Raw genomic sequence first — 21,577 nt, 5'->3', positions numbered from 1 at the left:
TATCCTCCTAAATTACTTAATTTGCAACCTTAACCATTGAATGACGAACTACTGAATCGTTGTACATGTAGCCCTTTTGGAATTCTTCTACGACGATGTTCTCGCCAACTTCCTCATCCTCAACATGCATTACTGCATTGTGGAAATCAGGATTGAATTCCTTTCCTACAGCCTCGATAGGCTTAACACCTGCTTCCTCGAGAGTTGTAAGTAACTGCTTGTATATCATGAGCATTCCATCAGCAAATGGATCTGCTCCCTCCTCAACTGTAGCAAGACCTCTTTCGAAGTTATCAACTACAGGAAGAACCTTTTCAATGATGGCCTTTGCGCCATTTCCAAACATCTGAGCCTTTTCCTGCTCTGTACGACGACGGAAGTTTTCGAATTCTGCCATCTGACGAGTAACTCTATCAGTAAGCTGCTCTATCTGCTCATCACGCTTATCTTTTTTCTTTTCTTTTTTCTTGAATGGCTTCTTGCCATCCTTTTCCTCTTTTGAAGATTCTTCTGAAGTGTTTTCCTCAGAAGCTTCTGTCACTTCAGCTTCGGCTTCTTCAGCCATCGCTTCCGCATTTTCCATAGCTTCTTTAACTGCTTCTTCAGTAGAGAACTCTTCCATTTTTTCTTTATTCTCTGCCACGAATTTACATCTCCTTAATTTCTTTTATCCTTTATTTCTGTCAGCTTCCTGTTTCAGTAATTTATCTAGCTGACCTTTAAGACTTTTTATATTGTCAACAACATTTTCGTAGTCCATACGCTTTGGACCAACGATACCAATTGTACCTTTGACTCCATCGCCAAGCTCGTATGTTGCTGTAACAATCGAACAATCCTTCATAGTTGATATTGGAGATTCGTCTCCGATATATACCTGAATTCCTGTGCTCTCATTTTCACTTGAGCTATCATTAAGAAGCTCTATAAGTGATTGTTTTTCTTCGAATGTATCTAATAATTCAGAAGCCTTCTTTGAATCTGCAAGCTCTGGATACTTGAAGATATTGGTAGCACCTGAAGTATAAACCTGCAAATCATCGCCTTCAGTGATTGTCTCTGCTACGGTATCGAGTACCTGCTCTACAATCTCATCATGGATACCTGCCTGCTCCTTTAATCTGGATATAACTGCCAGATTAATCTGGTCAACTGTCAGGCCGTTAAGATTTGTGTTAAGAAGCATGTTAAGCTTTAACATTGTTTCATTATCAAGTGGCTTATCCACATTGATGATTTTGTTCTTAACGATGTTGCCATCCATGACAACTACTGAAAGTACCTGGTGTTCATCAACAGCTGAAAGCTGAACAAACTTTAATCTATTTGAAACAACTGAAGGAGCTGAAACTAATGTGGCATACTGGGTATTGTTTGCAAGTGTTTTTGCTACATTCTTGAGAAGGCTTTCCATCTTTTCTGTCTTCTCAATCATCCATTCCTGCATGTCAGCAACTTCTTTGTCCTTCTCAGCTATTAGATTGTTAACATAGAATCTGTAACCTTTATCTGAAGGAATACGACCTGCCGATGTATGTGGCTGAACTATATAGCCTAAATCCTCAAGATCTGACATCTCGTTTCGGATGGTAGCTGAACTAAGATTCAAATCAGTGTATTTTGATATTGTTCTTGAACCAACTGGCTCACCAGTTTCAAGGTAATTCTTAATGATTGCATTTAAGATTTTAACTTTTCTCTCATCTAGTTCGATATCAGCCATACATTCACCTCACTCCCACTCAGTTTTATGTTGTTAGCACTCATCTGATTGGAGTGCTAATCATTTTCTGATGTTAATTTACACCTAGGGTCCCCTTTTGTCAACCGCCTTAAGATATTTTTTATACTTTCTTTATTAATGTTATATAATTGTTATTTTTCCTAAGCTTTGGTAATATATGAGGGCAATCATTTTTGTAAATATCATCGTTTTTTGCAAAAATAATTACATTAATATAGAGGTGTTTTATGGATCAAAGTAAAATCAGAAATTTTTGCATTGTTGCACATATCGATCACGGCAAATCAACCCTTGCCGATCGTATCATACAGATGACTGGCACTCTTACTGAGCGTGAAATGCAAGCCCAGGTCCTTGATAATATGGACCTTGAGCGCGAACGTGGTATCACTATTAAGTCTCAGGCTGTTCGTATTATATATAAGGCTGACGATGGAAATGAATACATCTTCAATCTTATCGATACCCCAGGTCACGTGGATTTTAATTACGAAGTTTCTCGTTCACTTGCAGCTTGCGATGGTGCCATTCTCGTTGTTGATGCTGCACAGGGTATCGAGGCTCAGACTCTTGCAAATGTTTATCTTGCATTAGATCATGACCTTGATGTTATTCCTGTCATCAACAAAATCGATTTGCCATCTGCAGATCCTGAACGAGTAATCGAAGAAATTGAAGATGTCATTGGTCTTGAGGCACAGGATGCTCCACAGATTTCTGCCAAGACTGGTCTTAATATACATGACGTTCTAGAAGCAATAGTTAATCAATTGCCACCACCATCAGGGGATGTTAACGCACCTCTTCAGGCACTGATTTTCGATTCACTCTATGACCCTTACAAGGGCGTTATCGTATTTTGTCGAGTAAAAGAAGGCACATTAAAGGTTGGCGACAGCGTCAAAATGATGGCTACTGGTGCAGAATTTGATGTTGTAGAAGTAGGCTACTTCGGTGCCGGTCAGTTCATTCCTTGCGATGAACTCCCAGCTGGAATGGTAGGTTATATGACTGCATCCATCAAAAACGTTCGCGACACTCGTGTTGGTGATACAATCACTCACGCTGATGCTCCTGCTTCCGAGCCACTTCCAGGATACAAAAAAGTTAATCCTATGGTTTACTGTGGTCTTTATCCTGCAGATGGCGCTAAGTATCCAGATCTTCGTGATGCACTTGAAAAGCTTCAGCTTAATGATGCAGCTTTGCAGTTCGAGCCAGAGACATCAGTTGCACTTGGTTTTGGATTCCGTTGTGGTTTTCTTGGACTTCTTCATTTGGAAATCATCCAGGAGCGTCTCGAGCGAGAATATAATCTAGACCTTGTTACTACTGCTCCAGGCGTAGTTTACAGAGTTTACAAAACAGATGGCACAATGATAGAGCTTACAAACCCAAGTAATCTCCCTGATCCTAGTGAGATTGAATACATGGAAGAGCCAATCGTTGAGGCTGAAATCATGGTTACCAGCGAATACATTGGTGCAATTATGGACCTTTGTCAGGAGCGTCGTGGCCAGTATATTTCAATGGAATACATGGAAGAAACCAGAGCACTTATCAAGTACACTCTTCCACTCAATGAAATTATCTATGATTTCTTTGATGCTCTAAAGAGTCGTTCTAGAGGATACGCTTCATTTGACTATGAAATGAAGGGATACATGAAGTCTGACTTGGTTAAGCTTGATATCCTTATTAATAAAGAAGAAGTTGATGCACTTTCATTCATCGTCTTCTCTGGTACTGCTTACGAGCGTGGACGTAAAATGTGCGAAAAGCTTAAAGAAGAGATTCCACGTCACCTTTTCGAAATTCCTATCCAGGCTGCAGTTGGTTCAAAGGTTATTGCCAGGGAAACTGTTAAGGCTATGCGTAAGGACGTTTTAGCAAAATGCTACGGTGGTGATATTTCACGTAAGAAAAAGCTTCTTGAAAAGCAAAAGGAAGGTAAAAAACGAATGCGTCAGGTTGGCAATGTAGAAATTCCGCAGGAAGCCTTCATGAGTGTTCTTAAATTGGACGAGGATTAAAATGACTCCTATCGAACTATATATTCATATACCATTCTGTGTAAAAAAATGTTTATATTGCGACTTCCTTTCAGGAGTGTTTGATGAAAAAATGCAGCGGCGTTATGTCGCTGCTTTGTGCACTGAAATAAAATATATGGCAAGCCAGGTCCACGGTGTTGAAGTAGCTACTATTTATGTTGGCGGTGGCACCCCATCTTGGCTTTCTGAGGATTTGATGGATTCAATTATTACCACCATCAAATCGTCCTTTAGAGTCAATCCATTGGCCGAGATATCTGTTGAGTGTAACCCGGGAACATTATCCGCTGAAAAGCTCAATGTATACCGTAGCGTCGGAATCAACAGACTATCCATCGGCTTACAGTCAGCAAATGACGATGAATTAAAGGAGCTTGGACGAATCCACGACTACAATCGTTTCCTTCACACATTTGATTTAGTTCGAAAGGCAGGTTTTGATAATGTAAATGTGGATATCATGACAGGATTGCCACACCAGACAGTGGAAAAACTCGAACGCACCCTAAACGCAGTCACTATGCTTCGACCAGAACATATCTCTGCTTACTCTTTGATTATCGAGGAAGGCACTCCATTCTACGATAAATATAAGTTTGATGCTGTTAAGCAGCATGCAGGCATGGAAACCGAGGATTTACCTACCGACGAAGAGTCTTATCATTTGTATAAATACACAATGGACTATCTTGAAAAGAAAGGTTATAAACGTTACGAAATCTCCAATTATGCCCGCGGTGGAAAAGTTTGTCGCCACAATATTGGCTATTGGGACCGTGTTCCTTATTTAGGACTTGGCCTTGGCGCTGCTACCCTGTATCAAAACAGACGTGCAGACAACATTCGTGACATATACAAATACTGCGAAATTGCCGAGCAAATCGCTGAAGGCAAGGAAATATCTACTGAGCTTTCCTCTCCTTTCTATGACAATGAAGAAACCCTTTCCAAAAAAGAGGCCATGGAAGAATTCATGTTCCTTGGTCTTAGAAAAATCGATGGTGTCAATCGTTCTGACTTCTTTAATATGTTCGGAATTGATATCGAAGCAATATATGGTCCAATCATTACTGCCCTTAGGAACCAGGGATTTATGGACGCAAAAGAAGGTCGTTTGTTCCTTACCGATATAGGAATAGATGTAAGTAATCAGGTTCTTGCCCAGTTTTTATTAGATAAGTAGAATTATTTACATTATTTCAATAAAAATATTCTCAAACTATTGACAACTTGGGATTCATTAACTATTATATTTGAGTATGCGTTGAACTGTCCGTGTCCGGCTACAACGTATTTAATTTGAACATTTTATAATTATACAAATTGGAGGTGTAGCAACACATGGCAAATATTAAGTCTGCTAAGAAGCGTGTTCAGGTAACAGCTATCAGAACAGAGCGTAATAAGGCAATCAGATCAGAGGTTAAGACATACGTTAAGCGTGTTGAGGCTGCTGTAGAGTCTGGAGATAAGGCTGTTGCAGAGGCTGAGCTTAAGGCTGCTATCAAGGTTATCGAGATGGCTGGTTCTAAGGGCGTTTACCACGACAACACAGTTAGCCGTAAGGTATCTCGTCTTTCAAAGCTTGTAAACACACTTGCTTAATTTAAATACGAAATAATAAAAAGCATCGGTCCCGTCAGCCGATGCTTTTTTTGTGTTATTTTTTTATTCCTCAATGTTATCTTCTTCAGATTTATTAATCTCTTCTGCTATATCTTCTTTCCAGAACTCTCCTGTTTTAATACGTTTTATACCTGACTGATTGCTCTTTCCTCTAATAGCCTCTATTTGCTTTGTTGCAATATATCTTTGTAGAAAAGCTGCATGGTCTGATGAAATAGTGCATCCACTAAAAACGCCACCATTCTCATCTTCCTTTTGATTGATAATCCTTCCAAAAAACTTTCCTACTTCTCTCTCTCCATCATCTGTATCCTCAAGAAGATGCAGTATGAACTCTCGATTCGGGTCAATTTGAGAACCTAAAGGCTCCACAAAGCCCACACCGCAATATGATAAATCTCGAACGATAACCGAATACATTATATCGTCCTGCTCAACGTCCATTACCTTATCAATATTGATGCGCACTCCACGACGTCGATTATATTTATTTCCCTCTTCTAATAATGGTAATACAACGTGGATTGCACGACCTGATGAAAATGTAAATTTATATATTTTAATATTTTCCCAAATAAAAACACCTTGATCATTCACTACTATCAAATCAAGTTTTGAAACGCTTCCTGTAAAATCAACTTCTCTAACTGAGTTTTGCCACATCTGAATAATGTTCTCTATCGGGATACCTTTATTACCAAACTTAGTAGTAAACTCTTCTTGCTCCTTTTCGTTCAACACGGCATACTCCGTAGGCAACTCCAGTTTTTTATTCTCAAGAGTTGCTTGCACTGAGATGCGCGCCTTTTCTGTCACCTCTGAAATATGTAATTTCGTAATTGTTTTTTCTTTATTCATACTTTAATTTTAGCAAAGAAAAAAGTTCCTGACTACTATAGAATTACCGGCAATATATGGTTTCTTTCGTAACAAATACTTCACAAAATTTGCATGATTTATCGTACAGTATTATGTATATTTAAAGAGGGAGTATGTAAATCCAATGAGGGCAATAATTTGAAACAATACAATTTTGAACTAGAGAATATATCTCATCTAGAAAATGCACTCGATTCTTTACACAAAGACATCGACAATGATTCATATTCATCTATTCTATTCCATATATATACAAACGGTATCGACAAATCAGAAATAGACATTGTTAAATCTGAGATTCTTGATGCTTTTCCAACTGCGTCTATTGGTGGAACAAGTACAAATGGAGGCATTTGCGATGGCCATCTAGTTGATGAAGGAATGGTTATTTCTGTTTCAGTTTTTGAAAGCACATCAACTCAGGTCAAATTATTCAATTGCATTCCAGGAAATGAAGACATTGTAGGGAAAAGCATATCAGATTTTATAGATTCAACGGAAAATATCGTAGCAGCAGAATTGCTCATAACACTCAAATCAATTAACAGTCATATTATTTTAAATAATGTAGAAAAGTGTCATAAGGATATTTTCGTATTCGGCGGAGGAAGTGCCGCCGTCACAATATCTGATGAAAATACCTGTGTAATAGATGAGAATGACATCTCTCCTAATGGTGTCCTTGTGATAACCTATTCCGGTCCAGATTTTCATATCGATGTGCACCATGCAATAGGTTGGAAAGCATTAGGTAAGGAATTAAAAGTTACCAAAATAAAGGGCAAGCAGCTATTTGAAATCAATAATACCCCTGCCGGCAAAGTATATAGCAAGTATTTGGATATCCAGGCTGATGAAAACTTCTTTTCAAACATACTAGAATTCCCAATAATGTCTCATCAGCATGGCAATGAAGTATTACGATTACCATTTTCATGTAATCACGAAGATAACTCTATTATTCTTGCAGCTGATATCGACCCTGGAACTCCAATCAATCTTTCCTACGGAGACCCTGATGTAATCAAGGAAGACGTAATTGCTCTTATAAAAAAAGTAAAGGCCTTCGCACCACAGGCAATATTCTTGTACAGCTGTGGTGTACGACGCCTCTATTGGAAATACCTTATAAACAAGGAAACAGCTCCATTTGCAGCCATCTCTCCAACCTCTGGATTCTACTCTAGTGGTGAGATTATGCGCATGGGGAACCACATCATCGAGCATCACGTCACATTAATAGCAATCGGAATGCGTGAAGGTGAAAAGGCCATTGCTCAGCCATCATTTAATGGTGACAAAGCTCTGCCTATACCAGAAGAGCAAAAAATGCACAGTCAGGTTTCTATGGTACGTCGTTTGGCCAACTTTATTAACGTCACAGCTGCTGAGCTTCAGGAGGCCAACGAAAAGCTACAAGAGATTGCAGATACTGACGAACTAACAGGATTATATAATCGCAGAATGCTCAACAAGCTTGTTTCAAACGCTATTGATAGAGCGAATAAAAACGGCTTTGATATGATTATCGGTATTGCGGATATTGATAATTTCAAAGAAATAAACGACACCTACGGCCATGTAATGGGTGATAAGGTACTGGTAGAACTGGCTAAGCAGCTGGATAATGAAGTCGAAAAACTTCCTAGTGGAATTATCGGACGCTGGGGCGGCGAAGAATTCATGTTTATCGCCCCTACATTAAAGCTAGATGATGTTCTATCCAATATTGAAGAAGCCAGAAAACGAGTCTCCAGCATCAAATTTGATGGAATAGACTCTCCTACTATAAGTCTTGGCCTCACTGCTTTCGTTATGGGCGACACTGCTGAATCAGTATTTAAACGAGCTGATGCTGCCTTATACGAAGCCAAGGAAACAGGAAAAAACAAGACATGCGTAAAATAAAATAAAGCCCTGTCCCACACATAGGGACAGGGCCATTTTTATTTACCTGCATATTTCATAATAATAAGTTCTACAGCCAGCTTTTCATCCAAGCGACCAGTCTTAAACTGCTCCTCAAAATCAGCTGCATCATTTAATAGATTAGTAATTTCCTTTGCAGAAAAATTGTTAGCCAACTGCATTGTACGCTTCACAGCAAAATCTGGCATTCCAACTTTGCTTGCTATCGTTCCTGCATTGTTGCCATATGCCGACAACTCCTTGATAACCTTCATCTGTCTGAACTGGCGAACTATCATAGTCAGAATTCGCATAGGAGGCTCCTTCGCAGAAAGCATATCCTGATACAAATCCAATGTCTTTTTCAAATCCTTGGCAGAAATAGCATTTAGCATATCGAAAATCTTTGTCTCTACTCGGGCAATACAAATAGCATTGACGTCCTCCAAAGTTATCTGATTCCTGTCCCCTACATAAGAAACAAGCTTATCAAGCTCTGTAGCCATATTATCCATTGAGTCGTGAGTCATGTTCAAAAACTGAGACCAGGCATCTCTTTTCATCTGCTTGCCAGCAGCGTTTAGCTGACCACCAACCCATTTAGCCAAAACACTTTCATTAGGCATATTCATCTCTATGTCTCGACCTGCAGCTTTTGCTGCCTTATATAGCTTTCCTCTTTTATCTGCAGAAGGCTCTACAAATATAAAGATGGTAAAATCAGGGATGTTTGATAAATAGTTTCCTAAATCTTCAGGCATCTTTTTGCCAAACCCGCTATTCTCAATGAGTATAACTCTGTGCTCAGCAAAAAATGGCATTGTCTCAGCCTGGTCAATTACCTGGCCTACGTTGATGCCATTGTCCTCGTATTTGGTGAAGTTCATATTATCACCCTCATTTACAAGTGCCTTCAAGAGCTTGTTCTTGTACTGAAGCTTTAAATAGTCTTCCTCGCCATAAAGCAAATATATATTTTGAAATTGTCCTGAACTAATATCTTCATCTATACGTCTCATAGGTAAAAGTATAGCCTAAATCCAGATTAACTACTAGTGAATATTAAAAAGAAATAATATTCTATAAACTAATCCCATTCGTTAGAAAACTCTGGAATAAAGCTCTCCTTCGCAACTTTTCTATCCTGTATAAAGGCGTTTTCTATGCCCAAATCCAAAGCGTAATTAACAAGGGTATCGTATTCACGTTTAGTAACTCTTCTGTTTAATTCAGGGTATTTTGAAGCTATATGAGGCATCGGTGTATACTGGCTCATCATGCTGATAAAAATACTATCCTGATAGTTATCAAACAAATATTTAATAATTGCTTTGGCGTCATTTACATGGCCAGGTAATAAAAGCTGTCTAACTATGACGCCGGATTTAACAAACCCCTGCTCATCAAACTCCACAGTCGGACACTGGCAAACCATCTCATCAATAGCCGCTTTTACTACCTCAGGATAATCTGATGCATGCGAATATTTTCCAGCCAACGCTTCATCCATATATTTAAAATCTGGCAGATATACATCCACTATTCCTTTTAGAAGCTTTAATGATTCCACCTTCTCATAACCACTGGTATTGTAAATTACAGGTATCTCAAGACGACTACCATCTTCCAATCCAGCTTTAGCCAGCTTCACCGCTTGAACAATCTGTGGGATATAGTGGGTACCTGTTACAAGATTTATATTGTTTGCACCTTGTTTTTGGAGCTTAACAAACTGGCGTGCCAACTCTTCTACAGATATTTCCTTGCCAACCTTTCCATGGCTTATCTCTTCATTCTGACAAAACACGCAGTGAAGATTACATCCTGAAAAAAACACAGCTCCGCTGCCGCTTTCCCCTGAAATACATGGTTCCTCCCAATAATGCAAGGCGATTCTGGCTATCTTAAGCTTATCAGATACCTGACATATCCCTCTTGAATTTACTCTATTAACTTTGCAATCTCTAGGACAAAGCCTACATTCATTCATAATTTCCATAATAAACAAAAAGTGCCTGGCATAATAAATACCAGGCACTATATCTTTTAATTATTTATTGCGACCCTTTGTCTTGATTTCATTAACAATAAGCTCTACAAACTCATCAAATGAAACTGTTGTAGTACCCTGCTCGCCGTGAAGTCTGTATGAAACTGTTCCTTCAGCTTCCTCATTCTTACCAAGTACAGCAAGATAAGGAACCTTCTGGATCTGTGCTTCACGCATCTTGTATCCAAGCTTCTCTGAACGAGTATCAAACTCAACACGAACATCTGCATCATTGAGTGCATCAACAAGCTTCTGTGCGTATGCATTAAGCTCTTCATCATCATTCTTTACAGGAAGCACCTTAACCTGTGTAGGTGCAAGCCAAAGTGGAAGATTTCCCTTTGTCTCCTCAAGAATGTAAGCCATAAATCTATCAAGTGAACCAAGGATAGCTCTATGGATAACTACAGGTGTCTGCTTGTTAGACTCTGCATCTGTGTATGTAAGGTCAAACTTAGCTGGTAAGCAGAAGTCAAGCTGGCATGTAGAAAGTGTAATCTCGTTACCAATAGCTGGCTTAACGTTAACATCAAGCTTTGGTCCGTAGAATGCTGCCTCTCCGATTTCCTCTGTGAACTCAATACCGATTTCTGTAAGAGTCTCACGAAGAGCCTGCTCTGCTGTGTTCCACATCTCATCATCCTGGTGATATTTCTTTGTATCAGCTGGATCACGAAGTGAAAGGACACATCTGTAATCTGTGATACCGAAATCTTCGTATGTACTGAAGATAAGATCACAAACGCTCTTAACCTCGTCCTTAATCTGCTCCTGTGTACAGAAGATATGTGAATCGTTCTGGCAGAAGTGACGTCCTCTCTCAATACCCTTAAGTGTTCCTGAAGACTCGAAACGGAAATCGTGAGCGATTTCAGCGATACGAATTGGAAGCTCCTTGTATGAGTGTGGACGGTTAGCGAAGATTCTCATGTGGTGTGGGCAGTTCATTGGACGAAGAACAAAGCTCTCTCCCTCAACTTCCATAGCTGGGAACATGTTCTCCTTGTAGTGATCCCAGTGACCAGATGTCTGGTAAAGCTGAACTGTACCAACACATGGTGTCATAACGTGAAGGTAACCAAGCTTACGCTCTTTATTACGGATGTAATTCTCAAGCTCTGTCCAGATTGTGTAACCATTTGGAAGGTACATTGGAAGTCCACGACCAATTAAATCGTCAGCCATGAAAAGCTGCATATCCTTGCCAATCTTTCTGTGATCACGCTCTTTTGCTTCCTCAAGAAGTGCAAGGTGCTCATCAAGCTGCTCCTGTGTTGGGAAGCAAACACCATATACACGGTTAAGTACCTGATTCTCAGCATCGCCCTTCCAATATGCACCAGAGTGCTTGATAAGCTTGAAGTAACGGCAAAGCTTTACATTGTCAACGTGAGGTCCACGGCAAAGATCAGTGAAATCTCCCTGATCGTAGCAAGAAATTACTGTTGAATCCTCATCCATATTATTGATAAGGTCTACCTTGTAAGGATCGTCCTTGAACTCCTCTAATGCCTCAGCCTTAGAAATCTCACGACGATAAATCTTAGCTCCTGTCTTAGCGACCTTCTTCATTTCTTTTTCGATTTTTGCGATATCCTCATCTGTAAGCATAACATCGCCAAGATCCATATCATAGTAGAATCCTTCCTCTACAACTGGACCAACCCAAAACTTAGCGTTTGGATAAAGATGCTTTACAGCCTGTGCCATCATATGAGCACATGAGTGATTGAGAGTGTTTAATGCCTCATCTTCTTTGAAATTAACCATTGCTTTTCTCCTTTTAAAATGTAATGAAATCTGTACATTACCAAGGGTGTAAAATAAAAAACACCCATAGGAAAGCTACTTCTAGCAATCCTAAGGGTGCATCATTCATTTTAATACACGGTTCCACCTTAGTGTTTCACTCATTTTGTCTTTAACGGAACTACCCGGAGGCGCTTCACCAAATGGCTTCTACGCTCAGCTCGAGAATGGTGTTCATAAATGCTTCCACTAGACGCTTCCAGCCTAGGCGTCCTCTCTCTTAGCTTTCACAAATACTACTGTTTCTGTCATCGCTTTTCGTGTCTTATCCTACCACAAAAATACTGTTAAATCAATAAAACAGTTTGGTTATCTTATATTCATTAAAGTCGCTCTATAACTCTTTTTGCCCAGTCAAGCTCCCATTTGATTCTTACGTTTAGAATTTCTACCTGCTGATTTATGAGATTCTCTAGCGTATCCTCTTTTGATGTAAGTCCCTTCATAGTTTCTATAGAATCAAACATGTTGTCATACTGTGACACCTTGTTTCTATATTCATTTTTTAGCATTGATGGTACATTATCCATCTCAAATAAACTCTGAGCTTTGTCATGTACCTGTACCATTTTGCTGTGTAATTCTTCTAGTTTTGTCATATTTATTTTATGTCCTTCAAAATTATTAATACTGCTATCATATAGCTAATAAGATTCATGTGGAATTTAAATTAATGTTATGCATCAAGGAATCAATTAATAAATTAAATATACTATTATTCATATATAGTTTGAATAAGATTATCATGACTGTCATACACCAATTTAATCGAGAAGAACTCACACTTCCTCTCTTGGTCTTGGTTCATAAGAATCTTCAGAAAAGCCTTATCCCCCTCCCAAAGATTTAGGTCCATCACTTTATCAATATCAACCCAAGTCAGCTCACCTTCGCTACAAGATTCTGCCAAATTCCCAGAGAAATCATCGCTGGTGAAAAGTATAGCATGCTCAGTCTCATCTCCCATAACGAATGTGATGTAGCCTCGCATTTTTACAGAATTTAGTGTCAATCCAGTCTCTTCCATTACCTCTCGCTTAATGCAATCAGTAGGAGACTCCCCCTCTTCCACATGTCCACCAACACCAATATATTTTCCAGCATTGATGTCATGCTCCTTCTTGGTGCGATGAAGCATCAAATATTTATTATATTTTATTAAATAGCATAAAGTTGTAAGTGTCATATTATTCCTATTCTAATATCAAAGTCACTTTACATTATATATCTTTTGATTTTTTCTTCTACTAGTTTCACATCAATCCTAATTCATTTCGTTTCCACGGTAGTCTCTACTGCACTTATGATATTGTTTTTAACTATGCAGTAATCGTATATATGATGATTACTGCTCAGATGCTAATAGTTTTAATCATGCAGTAGTCTCATTTATATTGACTACTGCTCTAATGCTGATAGCTTTATCTATGCAGTAGACTTGTTCATAATTACTACTGCTCAAACTGCTAATCATCAAATTTTGCAGTAGCTTCTCCGATACAAAGTACTGCTTAATCATTTTTCCTGTCAAACATGCAGTATTGCATTGGCACATCACTACTGCACTGAAAACATTATTTCTATCATGCAGTATTATTACAAAAGATAATCTTTTATTTTTTTCTCAATCAAATAAATGTCCAGACTAACGCCACTTGACTCTGTCGATATTATGAGATTCTCCCCCAATATAATCCCAGATTTTTCATATTTAGCAAGCTTTTCAAGATTCTTCTCAGAATAATTATCGTCTGATGCTAGTCCAAAGTGTTCCCAATAATATGTCTTTCTTTCTCTAATGTTTAAAATAGCAAAATCAGGATAACATTTCTGTCCATTATAAAGAACTATATGAGGTTCATAACAATAAACCAAACCATAACTATTAAACAGATCCGCCAATATTTTTTCTGACTTTGACCTAACACGTTCTCCTCTATTAGTAGCATATGGCATGCTTATTTCTATAGAATTTTCGTTTCCTATATATTTTTCATGCCATAACATGATAAACTCTTCATCTGGCATTACTATTGGCTCTATCAACTGCTTTCTTCCATCCGATAATCCTTTTAGTAATTCCCCTATAAAGCTGTCACTATACTTGTTCACGAAACTCCAAATTACCTTTTCTTGGCATTCTATTTCTTTTAACAGTTTGATGTAATAATCTTTCTGCGCAAGTCTAGTTGCCAGTATTCTATTTGTCGCAGGTATGTATTCTACGCTGCCTTCATTTGTTCGATAGTAATATTGAAACCATTTATTTGATTTTCTGACCACTAGAGAATATCCACTGACGTCGGCATATTCTTTCAATTGCTTCTTCACATAATCTTTTTGTTCTCTTATTCTTTGTAATTCCTTCTTTAATTCATCTATTTTCATATATAACCTTTCTTAATAGTATACTTAATACTGCATCACTCATCATTTTGCTCCTCTCGCAGTAGTCCTCATAATGATTACTACAGCATTTTTCTCATTTCTATCCGACATGCTGTATAGGGACTTCAACAATCTACTGCTCAATTCATCATTCATAATTTCTTGCTGTAGGCTCAGTCGTCCTCCCTACTGCGCTATTGCCCGATTCTTATATTCTGCAGTAGTAATCCCTCAAATCACTACTGCACAATCAGATTTCCATGCTATCTTACAGTAGCCAACTATCTAATATCACTGCGATTCCTGTATAAACACATCAACTCCCCCTGCCCTCGCTCTCACGCGGCCTGAGTCCATGGTGTAATAAATGCTTCCCGCCGCGGCCTCAATGCGTTCGACGGCTTCGGCAGCTGGGTGGCCGTAACGATTTACCTTGGCGCAACTGATAACAGCAACATCAGGTGACAGAAGGGACAAAAAATCTGAATCAGAGCTGAATCGGCTGCCATGGTGACTAACTTTCAGTAGGTCAACATGTCCCACATTTCCCGACTGGGCAATAGCTATCTCTTGCTCAGCACCTAAATCTCCTCCAAAGAATCCTGAGTAATCAACAGTTCCGTCACCATCCTTGTCATACTCCATCAACAGTGCCAATGACAGTGCATTAATGTCATCGCTGACCAATCCATCAAAGGGATAGATGCAAGTAAATGAGAGATGTCTACTGCCACACTTATCTCCCTGGTTCATGTATAGAACATTGGTGCCATTAGCTTTACATAATTCCAGTAACTGGCTCAAAGTATCGTCGCTAGGTATCTCTGCTGAAAGCACAATATTATCGATTCTATACCCAGACTCAAGTAGTTCTAATACACCGGATACGTGATCCATGTCCATATGAGACAGAAACCAATAATCAATATGGCTGGCTCCTTTATATTTAAGAAAAGGAAGCAACGTATATTTTCCAACAGCATCGGAGCTGGTGCTTCCTCCATCTATGAAAAATCTCACACCATCCTGAGAGGAAATATATATGCCATCCCCTTGTCCTACATCTAAAATATCTACCTCAAATGATTGTTTAGAAGGGATGAACCACGTGCAAATCACAACTATGAAAAGGCCCATTGTAACAAGCATTTTACTCCGTATATACGATATTCTGGTTCTTGGATTAATTAGCTCAGCATCAATATGGCTATTAAACAATTCAGAAAGACGCCATGCCGCAAATATTAATCCATAATAAATGACAATTCTTATAATTCCACGGTGCCCAACAATTGCATTAGCATTTGGTAGTTTTGAAAACATTGACGCTATCATCTCAAAAATGTAAATAACAAAATGACATGGCATCAGAATAAGCTTTCCCAGTGGTAAATAGATTAGTCCAAGAAATCCACCAAGCAAACCTAGCCCAAGCAGCACCGGCATAAGCGGCAAGATTAATAAATTAAGCATTGAAGAATAAACCGGAGTTTCATGATACATTTGAGTGACAATGGGAAGCATGACCCCGTATATACCAATAGAAAAAATAAAGCTAGATACGAAATATTCAACGATAACTCTATGGATTGGCTTTTTAATCGCTTTTCCAAAGCCGTCATCTGATTTCATAAGCTTCTTTCTTTCGTTACAATACTTTCCATATATCCCACTTAAAGGTAGCGCTACATACCAAATACCAAGAATTGCTCCAAAGGAAAAAATAAAACTTCCATTTCTGATAAGCAATGGATTTCCCAGGAGTAGAAAATCCGCCACAACAGCCAGCGCTGTCAAAGAATCATATGCCTCTCCTAAAATGTCCGCCAAAAGAAATATCAGAAACATGCAAATCGCTCTCACTGAAGATATACTTCCCCCTGTAAATAATCCGTAAAAAACAGCCACTATTCCAGCAAGGATTCCAGCACAAATAAAGCTTTTTCCTCGTCGTCTCAGAAGTTTATAGAATGACATGCACACCACTGATACATGAAGCCCCGAAACAGCAAGCACGTGAGCCACTCCTACCATTTGAAATAGCTCTCTTAGGTCTCCTAATAAATCACCTTTATTACCAATAGCAATGCTAGATAAAAAGCCAGCTTCTTCACCTGGTAGCGCCCAGTGATAAACACCGTCAAGCGCTTGGCTAAGCTTATATAAAATATCTTTTCCTGATAATAAGCCACAGCTGTATCCTAAAACTTCAGGATTAGACAGCTCAAAATACAGCCCCATTGATTGATAATAATTGTTCATATCAAAAGCGCCATCATTTCTAGAAGTCATAAAATGACTAACCTTACCTTCAATATTTAGTTTGCAATAATTTGGGATTTCATCTGAATTAAATTTGAAAATAAAAGATGTATTTGAAAGCCTACCTATTTCAGAGTCCACGGTGGCATTTCTTACATAATAGAGTACACTGTCGTTTTTGATTTCCTTATGATAAACCCTGCCAACAGCCTGCACCTGGATGCCTTCTGGCATACAATCAGCTGCATTAGCTTTTGTATAGACCCCCAGGAAATCCCAGGGGCCATGTACACTAAAAGCAATCGTTATTATTATCAACAAGGAAATCTTACAAAGTCTTCGACCTCGTAACATATGTCCTCCTTGTTAAGAATTATTCTTCTGTTTCTGTATAGTCGAAATCACTATCATCTTCTAGATATAGTTCTTCGTCCTCTTCCTCTTGATCAGCAAGCTCATTGATAATATCCTCATTACGAGAAATTGATGAAGATAAATCTACATCAACATTTGAGATGTGAGGGGTATCTCCATTAACAAGGATTTGCACTTGCTTGATATTATCCAGTTCTGTCAATGAGTTTACAATTGAGTACACAGTAACATTTTCAGTGACACCTGTTACTGTAGACTCAATAGCAGCGTCAAAGTTTACTATACACACTCCATTTTCTGAAACAGAAATTGAGTTTAATTTTGTTCCTGGTGGAATTGCTGAAAGAAGCTCATCGGAATCAGGCCCCTTCAGTAATTGTTCTATGACAAGTCGCTCAATTGTAACATTACGACTGTAGTACACTTCTCTCGTTTCTGCCACTGTAGACATACCATCTGCACTGGCAAAATATAATGTAAGATTTGTAGAAAGAAGCGAGTCTGTCTCCTGACCAAAATCCTCGATGAAAGTATCTGCAGTCATTGCACCAATGCTATCGCCATTTGAATCAGCAAGTGGCGCATCATTTACGTAGATAGAAACAGATTCTACACCATCGATTTGCACTAACGTTTTTACGATAGCTGCTCTAACAAGTATCTCTGTATAAGTATCTAACGAATCATAACCGCCAACTAAATAAAGACTAAGGTTTCCATCATTAATCTCCCAGCTTTTAGCTTCAACCTCTGATGGGATTGTATTGATGTAGTCTATGTCATCTGGCGATTCAGCCAACTCGTTGATAGCCTCTTCCACCATTTCTGCAGTGTCATCAGACTGGAATGTATAAGCAGTTGGAACGATTCCAGCTTTGTCAGATTTCAAGTAATAGATCTGATAGTCCGACTCTTCATTCTTTGAACCACATGAAACCATAGAGAGTGCTAATGTAATTGTAAGAATTAAGCTAAGTAGTCTTTTCATTAGTGCACCTCCTTTTCAATGTAGTTGAGAGGAATTCGCACATCAAATGTAGATCCTTCATTAAGCTTTGAACGGACCTTAATTTCACCATTGTGCATAGCAATGGCGCTCTTGGTAATTGCCAAACCAAGACCTGTTCCACCAATTTCTCTAGAATGAGATTTGTCTGCACGATAAAATCTTTCAAAAATATGTTCCACTGAATCCTCAGGGATTCCAAGACCATTGTCTTCTACCTTGATATAGAAGAATTGATGATCCGAGTTCAAAGAAATATGAACCCATCCACCTTCGTTATTATATTTAATAGCGTTTTCAACAAGATTTGTAACTACCAGTGTAAACTTAACTTCATCAACTTCAGCAACAACTGGTCTGAAGGATTCATATACAACCTCAATATCAGACTTCTCTGCAATAGGCTTAAGTCTCTTTAAGATATGCTCAATAAGCTCGTTGATATTTACAGCTGTAACATTAAGCTGCGCACCACTCTTATCCATTCTAACAAGACTGAGAAGATCATTGATAATCTTGGTTTCTCTGTCGATTTCATCACCAATATCAAGCATGAATTCCTTGTACATTTCTATAGGTACATCTTCTGATCCATTTAAAGAATCCGCCAAAACCTTCATAGATGTAAGTGGTGTCTTAAGCTCATGGGATACGTTTGAAACAAACTCCTGACGAGACTCATCTATGGAATGTAGTTTACCAATTACTTCGTTGAACTTAGAAGAAATATCCTGTAGCTCTGTGAATGAATCTTCCTCCGGCATCTCACTTGTATATTCACGAACAATAGCATCCAACGACTTAGACATTCGCTTTATAGGCTTTGTAAAATGAATATGAGAAAATACCGCCACAATGAGAGTCAATGAAACGATAATAATCTCACCTATCAACATGTAAGAAAGGAAAGTATCTTCATTTGTAAGGATATAATCCATTGATTTGTTAATAACCAAAACACCTACAGTCTCCCCCTCTGAGCTGGTGAGAGGAACTGTAACTATAAGATAATTGGTCAACTTATCATAGTAATACAATGACTGTCCCTGCATTGAATAAATGATATTTTCCCAAATAACAGTCTTTCCCACATCTGCAGAAAAGGAATCTCTCACTATCTTTAAGGTAGAGTTCACCACAAGAATTCGACCATTGTAACTCTCCGCTACAGCCTTAAGCTGGGTGTCAAGAAGTGAATTCTCATCACCTGTAAGATAACCACTTGTTACTATTTGATTATTGTAGGAAATGGCCTGTGCCATAAGATTTGTGGCATCAGTTCTGATTGAAACTGATTCATATGCACGCATAGAAATAGGCACGCAAACCACAAATGGAATGATGCCTACGCAAATGATAATAAATGCTATTTTAAAACCTATACTGCGAAAATAACCGTGACTAAATAACTTTTTCATTAACAACCCACTTTACATATAATAATAGCCAACGCCCCATTTTGTGCGAACGTATTTTGGCTCCTTTGGATTTGGCTCTATCTTTTCTCTAAGACGTCTAACATGAACATCTACTGTTCTTTCATCACCAGGATAGTCCTCTCCCCAGATAGTATGGAGCAAATCCTCTCTTGAAAATACTTTCTTAGGATTTGTGACAAGCAAAAGAAGCATGTCAAATTCTTTTGAAGTAAGATTATACTCAACACCAAGAATTGTAAGACGGCGATTACTCTTATCTAAAACTAAATCGCCATTTTCTACGATATTTTCCTCAGCTTTATGATCAGTAGCAACAGGCTGTCCCAAAGCTGCTCTTCTCATAATGGCTTTGATACGTGCTTTTACTTCAAGGATGTTAAAAGGCTTAGTAATGTAGTCATCTGCACCATATTCGAGGCCAAGAATCTTATCCATATCGTCACCCTTAGCAGTAAGCATAACAATAGGAACATTAGAAAACTCTCTAATGCTTTGGCATACCTCAAATCCATCAAGCTTTGGAAGCATAACATCAAGAAGAATCATATCGTATGAATTGGCTGAAGCTAAATCAAGAGCCTCCTGTCCATCATATGCACAATCCACTTCCATGCCATCCTGCTCAAGTGAAAATCTAATTCCCTTTACGATTAGTTTTTCATCATCAACTACTAAAACTTTTTTAGCCATAACAATCCTCTATACTGTTCTTTATATTTTGATAAGTGAATTAATTTGGTTGAAAATACCATCGCCAATTCCTGAAACATTTTTAATATCCTCTACCGAAGAAAAATCTCCGTTAGCCTCTCTGTAGGATACTATCTGTTTTGCTTTAGCCTCCCCTATTCCAGGCAATGACTGAAGCTCAGCGGCGCTGGCTGTATTAATATTGACAAGTCCGTCGTCCTGCTGTGACGAAGCAATCATCTCTTGCTTTAACGCTTCGGATTCTTCTACCGTATATACGTATAGCTTCTGTCCGTCCTCAAGCACTGATGCCTGATTGATGTCGCTATCATCTGCTGAATCTAACAGACCTCCTGCAGCTTCTATTGCTGCATAGACTCTGGAGCCAACTGGTAATTCATATACATCTGGATTTTCAACAGCACCTGCAACCTGAACAAAAATAGTTTCCGGCAATAATTCCTCAACCATCTCGTCCTCTTTAGGTGTCTCTTCTGTGGAATCCACAAGCTCCGTTGATTGAAAATATGATGCTTGACTGCATCCTGTAAATAAAAAAATGCTACAACAAGCAATAAATAAAAATCTCTTCATGTAATCTCCTATAATTCTCTGTAGGAGACTCCAATATCGTCCTGCTTATTGTAGCTAATTTTTCCATATATTACAATAGTTTTACAAAATATCGAAATATTAAAATATTTTTGACATAATTTGACTATCACCTGTAGCATAATCGATTGTTATCCCCGGTTGCAAATTGTAACAATATACGTTAAACATGACACCGGCTCCCTGGTCTTCCACTGAGTAGGCTTCCATCTGAACACCGGAAGCCACCAAGTTATCGTCTTCAAATACAGGCGTGACTCTATACAAAACATGATTACCTGTCTCTTCTACATATTCAGCCACCTCATTTTCAAAAGGAAGCATCCCCTCCACATTTAGATATCTAGTTCCAGTAATAAGATTCTTCTCATTAGCATTTTCTCCACTTAGCTGATATCCAATGAGATGGCATCTATTATATAGGTAATTTCCATCCACATATTCATGGTAGTTTACAGTATGCCATCCACTAGGTTTTACACTTCCTATTTCGCCTCTCTCTTCTGTAGGCATAAGTTCCTGACAAATATTTGCATATGCCACTCCGCATCTGCCTAAAGAATCCAGTTCACTATATGTTTCAAAAGCATCAGTACGAGTCAAATCCTCCTCTGAAAAATATGGGACATTGTCGTTTACAACTGTATAAGGATTATCAGTATAATCTTCATCAAGTTGAACTTTATCATTTGTATCATTACCTGCATTGCTAGTTCCATAGTACAAATAATCTGC

Annotated in this window: 18 protein-coding genes and 1 pseudogene; 4 read left to right on the top strand and 15 right to left on the bottom strand. The window is 38.5% G+C overall.

Going from position 1 to position 21,577, the window contains the following annotated elements:
• Window positions 1-16: 16 nt before the first annotated feature.
• Window positions 17-622 carry a nucleotide exchange factor GrpE gene (gene grpE / locus T375_RS01475; RefSeq protein WP_044934935.1) on the bottom strand — a complete coding sequence of 202 codons (606 nt, stop codon included), beginning with the start codon at window positions 620-622 and terminating at the stop codon, window positions 17-19.
• A 45-nt stretch (window positions 623-667) separates the two neighbouring features.
• Window positions 668-1,723 carry a heat-inducible transcriptional repressor HrcA gene (gene hrcA, locus T375_RS01470; RefSeq protein ID WP_044934060.1) on the bottom strand — a complete coding sequence of 352 codons (1,056 nt, stop codon included), beginning with the start codon at window positions 1,721-1,723 and terminating at the stop codon, window positions 668-670.
• Window positions 1,724-1,971: 248 nt separating this feature from the next.
• Here hrcA and lepA point away from each other — a divergent pair, with 248 nt between their 5' ends.
• The 3 genes from lepA (at window position 1,972) to rpsT (ending at window position 5,403) form a co-directional block, all read left to right on the top strand.
• Window positions 1,972-3,777 (top strand): translation elongation factor 4, encoded by a 1,806-nt coding sequence (gene lepA, locus T375_RS01465; RefSeq protein ID WP_044934057.1) that lies wholly within the window; start codon window positions 1,972-1,974, stop codon window positions 3,775-3,777.
• Between the two features lies 1 nt (window position 3,778).
• On the top strand, window positions 3,779-4,981 hold the full coding sequence (hemW, locus tag T375_RS01460) for a radical SAM family heme chaperone HemW (protein WP_044934055.1): 1,203 nt from the start codon (window positions 3,779-3,781) through the stop codon (window positions 4,979-4,981).
• Between the two features lie 158 nt (window positions 4,982-5,139).
• The gene (gene rpsT / locus T375_RS01455; protein WP_044934054.1) at window positions 5,140-5,403 is read left to right on the top strand and encodes a 30S ribosomal protein S20; all 264 of its coding nucleotides are present in this window, start codon (window positions 5,140-5,142) and stop codon (window positions 5,401-5,403) included.
• A 63-nt stretch (window positions 5,404-5,466) separates the two neighbouring features.
• Here rpsT and T375_RS01450 read toward each other — a convergent pair whose 3' ends face one another.
• Window positions 5,467-6,282, bottom strand: a complete 816-nt coding sequence (locus T375_RS01450; RefSeq protein WP_044934052.1) for a PilZ domain-containing protein — start codon at window positions 6,280-6,282, stop codon at window positions 5,467-5,469.
• Window positions 6,283-6,441: 159 nt separating this feature from the next.
• Between T375_RS01450 and T375_RS01445 the strand changes: the two genes are divergently transcribed.
• Window positions 6,442-8,211, top strand: coding sequence for a sensor domain-containing diguanylate cyclase (locus T375_RS01445; protein ID WP_044934050.1), 1,770 nt, complete (start codon window positions 6,442-6,444; stop codon window positions 8,209-8,211).
• A 38-nt stretch (window positions 8,212-8,249) separates the two neighbouring features.
• On the opposite strand, the gene holA is transcribed toward T375_RS01445, so the two are convergent.
• From holA to T375_RS01385, 12 genes and pseudogenes are all read right to left on the bottom strand, one after another.
• Window positions 8,250-9,230: a DNA polymerase III subunit delta gene (gene holA, locus T375_RS01440; protein ID WP_044934048.1), complete on the bottom strand. Its 981-nt coding sequence runs from the start codon at window positions 9,228-9,230 to the stop codon at window positions 8,250-8,252.
• Window positions 9,231-9,298: 68 nt separating this feature from the next.
• The gene (locus T375_RS01435) at window positions 9,299-10,210 is read right to left on the bottom strand and encodes a radical SAM protein (protein WP_044934046.1); all 912 of its coding nucleotides are present in this window, start codon (window positions 10,208-10,210) and stop codon (window positions 9,299-9,301) included.
• 51 nt (window positions 10,211-10,261) lie between these two features.
• Window positions 10,262-12,031 carry a threonine--tRNA ligase gene (gene thrS / locus T375_RS01430; RefSeq protein ID WP_044934045.1) on the bottom strand — a complete coding sequence of 590 codons (1,770 nt, stop codon included), beginning with the start codon at window positions 12,029-12,031 and terminating at the stop codon, window positions 10,262-10,264.
• 362 nt (window positions 12,032-12,393) lie between these two features.
• Window positions 12,394-12,669 (bottom strand): hypothetical protein, encoded by a 276-nt coding sequence (locus T375_RS01425; RefSeq protein WP_044934043.1) that lies wholly within the window; start codon window positions 12,667-12,669, stop codon window positions 12,394-12,396.
• Between the two features lie 116 nt (window positions 12,670-12,785).
• Window positions 12,786-13,256, bottom strand: a complete 471-nt coding sequence (locus T375_RS01420; RefSeq protein ID WP_044934041.1) for an NUDIX hydrolase — start codon at window positions 13,254-13,256, stop codon at window positions 12,786-12,788.
• Between the two features lie 410 nt (window positions 13,257-13,666).
• Window positions 13,667-14,458, bottom strand: a complete 792-nt coding sequence (locus T375_RS01415; RefSeq protein ID WP_044934038.1) for a hypothetical protein — start codon at window positions 14,456-14,458, stop codon at window positions 13,667-13,669.
• Window positions 14,459-14,749: 291 nt separating this feature from the next.
• Window positions 14,750-17,074, bottom strand: coding sequence for a DNA internalization-related competence protein ComEC/Rec2 (locus T375_RS01410; RefSeq protein WP_044934037.1), 2,325 nt, complete (start codon window positions 17,072-17,074; stop codon window positions 14,750-14,752).
• 19 nt (window positions 17,075-17,093) lie between these two features.
• Window positions 17,094-18,083, bottom strand: a complete 990-nt coding sequence (locus T375_RS01405) for a GerMN domain-containing protein (protein ID WP_049960234.1) — start codon at window positions 18,081-18,083, stop codon at window positions 17,094-17,096.
• Window positions 18,083-19,519: a sensor histidine kinase gene (locus T375_RS01400; RefSeq protein WP_044934035.1), complete on the bottom strand. Its 1,437-nt coding sequence runs from the start codon at window positions 19,517-19,519 to the stop codon at window positions 18,083-18,085. The genes T375_RS01405 and T375_RS01400 overlap by 1 nt, the downstream gene beginning before the upstream one ends.
• A gap of 12 nt (window positions 19,520-19,531) precedes the next feature.
• On the bottom strand, window positions 19,532-20,230 hold the full coding sequence (locus T375_RS01395) for a response regulator transcription factor (RefSeq protein WP_033153935.1): 699 nt from the start codon (window positions 20,228-20,230) through the stop codon (window positions 19,532-19,534).
• A gap of 21 nt (window positions 20,231-20,251) precedes the next feature.
• Complete coding sequence (locus tag T375_RS01390) at window positions 20,252-20,824, bottom strand: ComEA family DNA-binding protein (RefSeq protein WP_044934033.1); 573 nt, start codon at window positions 20,822-20,824, stop codon at window positions 20,252-20,254.
• A gap of 123 nt (window positions 20,825-20,947) precedes the next feature.
• Window positions 20,948-21,505, bottom strand: a pseudogene (locus T375_RS01385) (DNA/RNA non-specific endonuclease); the annotation flags it as partial.
• Between the last annotated feature and the right edge of the window lie 72 nt (window positions 21,506-21,577).

This window comes from Pseudobutyrivibrio sp. LB2011 (genome assembly GCF_000701765.1).
GTDB lineage: Bacteria > Bacillota > Clostridia > Lachnospirales > Lachnospiraceae > Pseudobutyrivibrio > Pseudobutyrivibrio ruminis.
This window is presented reverse-complemented; position numbering and strand designations above follow the sequence as displayed.

Bases quoted from the DNA above. Each gene is read 5' to 3' on its own strand.
- grpE (WP_044934935.1), bottom strand. From the start codon at position 622: ATGGAAGAGTTCTCTACTGAAGAAGCAGTTAAAGAAGCTATGGAAAAT.
- hrcA (WP_044934060.1), bottom strand. From the start codon at position 1,723: ATGGCTGATATCGAACTAGATGAGAGAAAAGTTAAAATCTTAAATGCA.
- lepA (WP_044934057.1), top strand. From the start codon at position 1,972: ATGGATCAAAGTAAAATCAGAAATTTTTGCATTGTTGCACATATCGAT.
- hemW (WP_044934055.1), top strand. From the start codon at position 3,779: ATGACTCCTATCGAACTATATATTCATATACCATTCTGTGTAAAAAAA.
- rpsT (WP_044934054.1), top strand. From the start codon at position 5,140: ATGGCAAATATTAAGTCTGCTAAGAAGCGTGTTCAGGTAACAGCTATC.
- T375_RS01450 (WP_044934052.1), bottom strand. From the start codon at position 6,282: ATGAATAAAGAAAAAACAATTACGAAATTACATATTTCAGAGGTGACA.
- holA (WP_044934048.1), bottom strand. From the start codon at position 9,230: ATGAGACGTATAGATGAAGATATTAGTTCAGGACAATTTCAAAATATA.
- T375_RS01435 (WP_044934046.1), bottom strand. From the start codon at position 10,210: ATGGAAATTATGAATGAATGTAGGCTTTGTCCTAGAGATTGCAAAGTT.
- thrS (WP_044934045.1), bottom strand. From the start codon at position 12,031: ATGGTTAATTTCAAAGAAGATGAGGCATTAAACACTCTCAATCACTCA.
- T375_RS01425 (WP_044934043.1), bottom strand. From the start codon at position 12,669: ATGACAAAACTAGAAGAATTACACAGCAAAATGGTACAGGTACATGAC.
- T375_RS01420 (WP_044934041.1), bottom strand. From the start codon at position 13,256: ATGACACTTACAACTTTATGCTATTTAATAAAATATAATAAATATTTG.
- T375_RS01415 (WP_044934038.1), bottom strand. From the start codon at position 14,458: ATGAAAATAGATGAATTAAAGAAGGAATTACAAAGAATAAGAGAACAA.
- T375_RS01410 (WP_044934037.1), bottom strand. From the start codon at position 17,074: ATGTTACGAGGTCGAAGACTTTGTAAGATTTCCTTGTTGATAATAATA.
- T375_RS01405 (WP_049960234.1), bottom strand. From the start codon at position 18,083: ATGAAAAGACTACTTAGCTTAATTCTTACAATTACATTAGCACTCTCT.
- T375_RS01400 (WP_044934035.1), bottom strand. From the start codon at position 19,519: ATGAAAAAGTTATTTAGTCACGGTTATTTTCGCAGTATAGGTTTTAAA.
- T375_RS01395 (WP_033153935.1), bottom strand. From the start codon at position 20,230: ATGGCTAAAAAAGTTTTAGTAGTTGATGATGAAAAACTAATCGTAAAG.
- T375_RS01390 (WP_044934033.1), bottom strand. From the start codon at position 20,824: ATGAAGAGATTTTTATTTATTGCTTGTTGTAGCATTTTTTTATTTACA.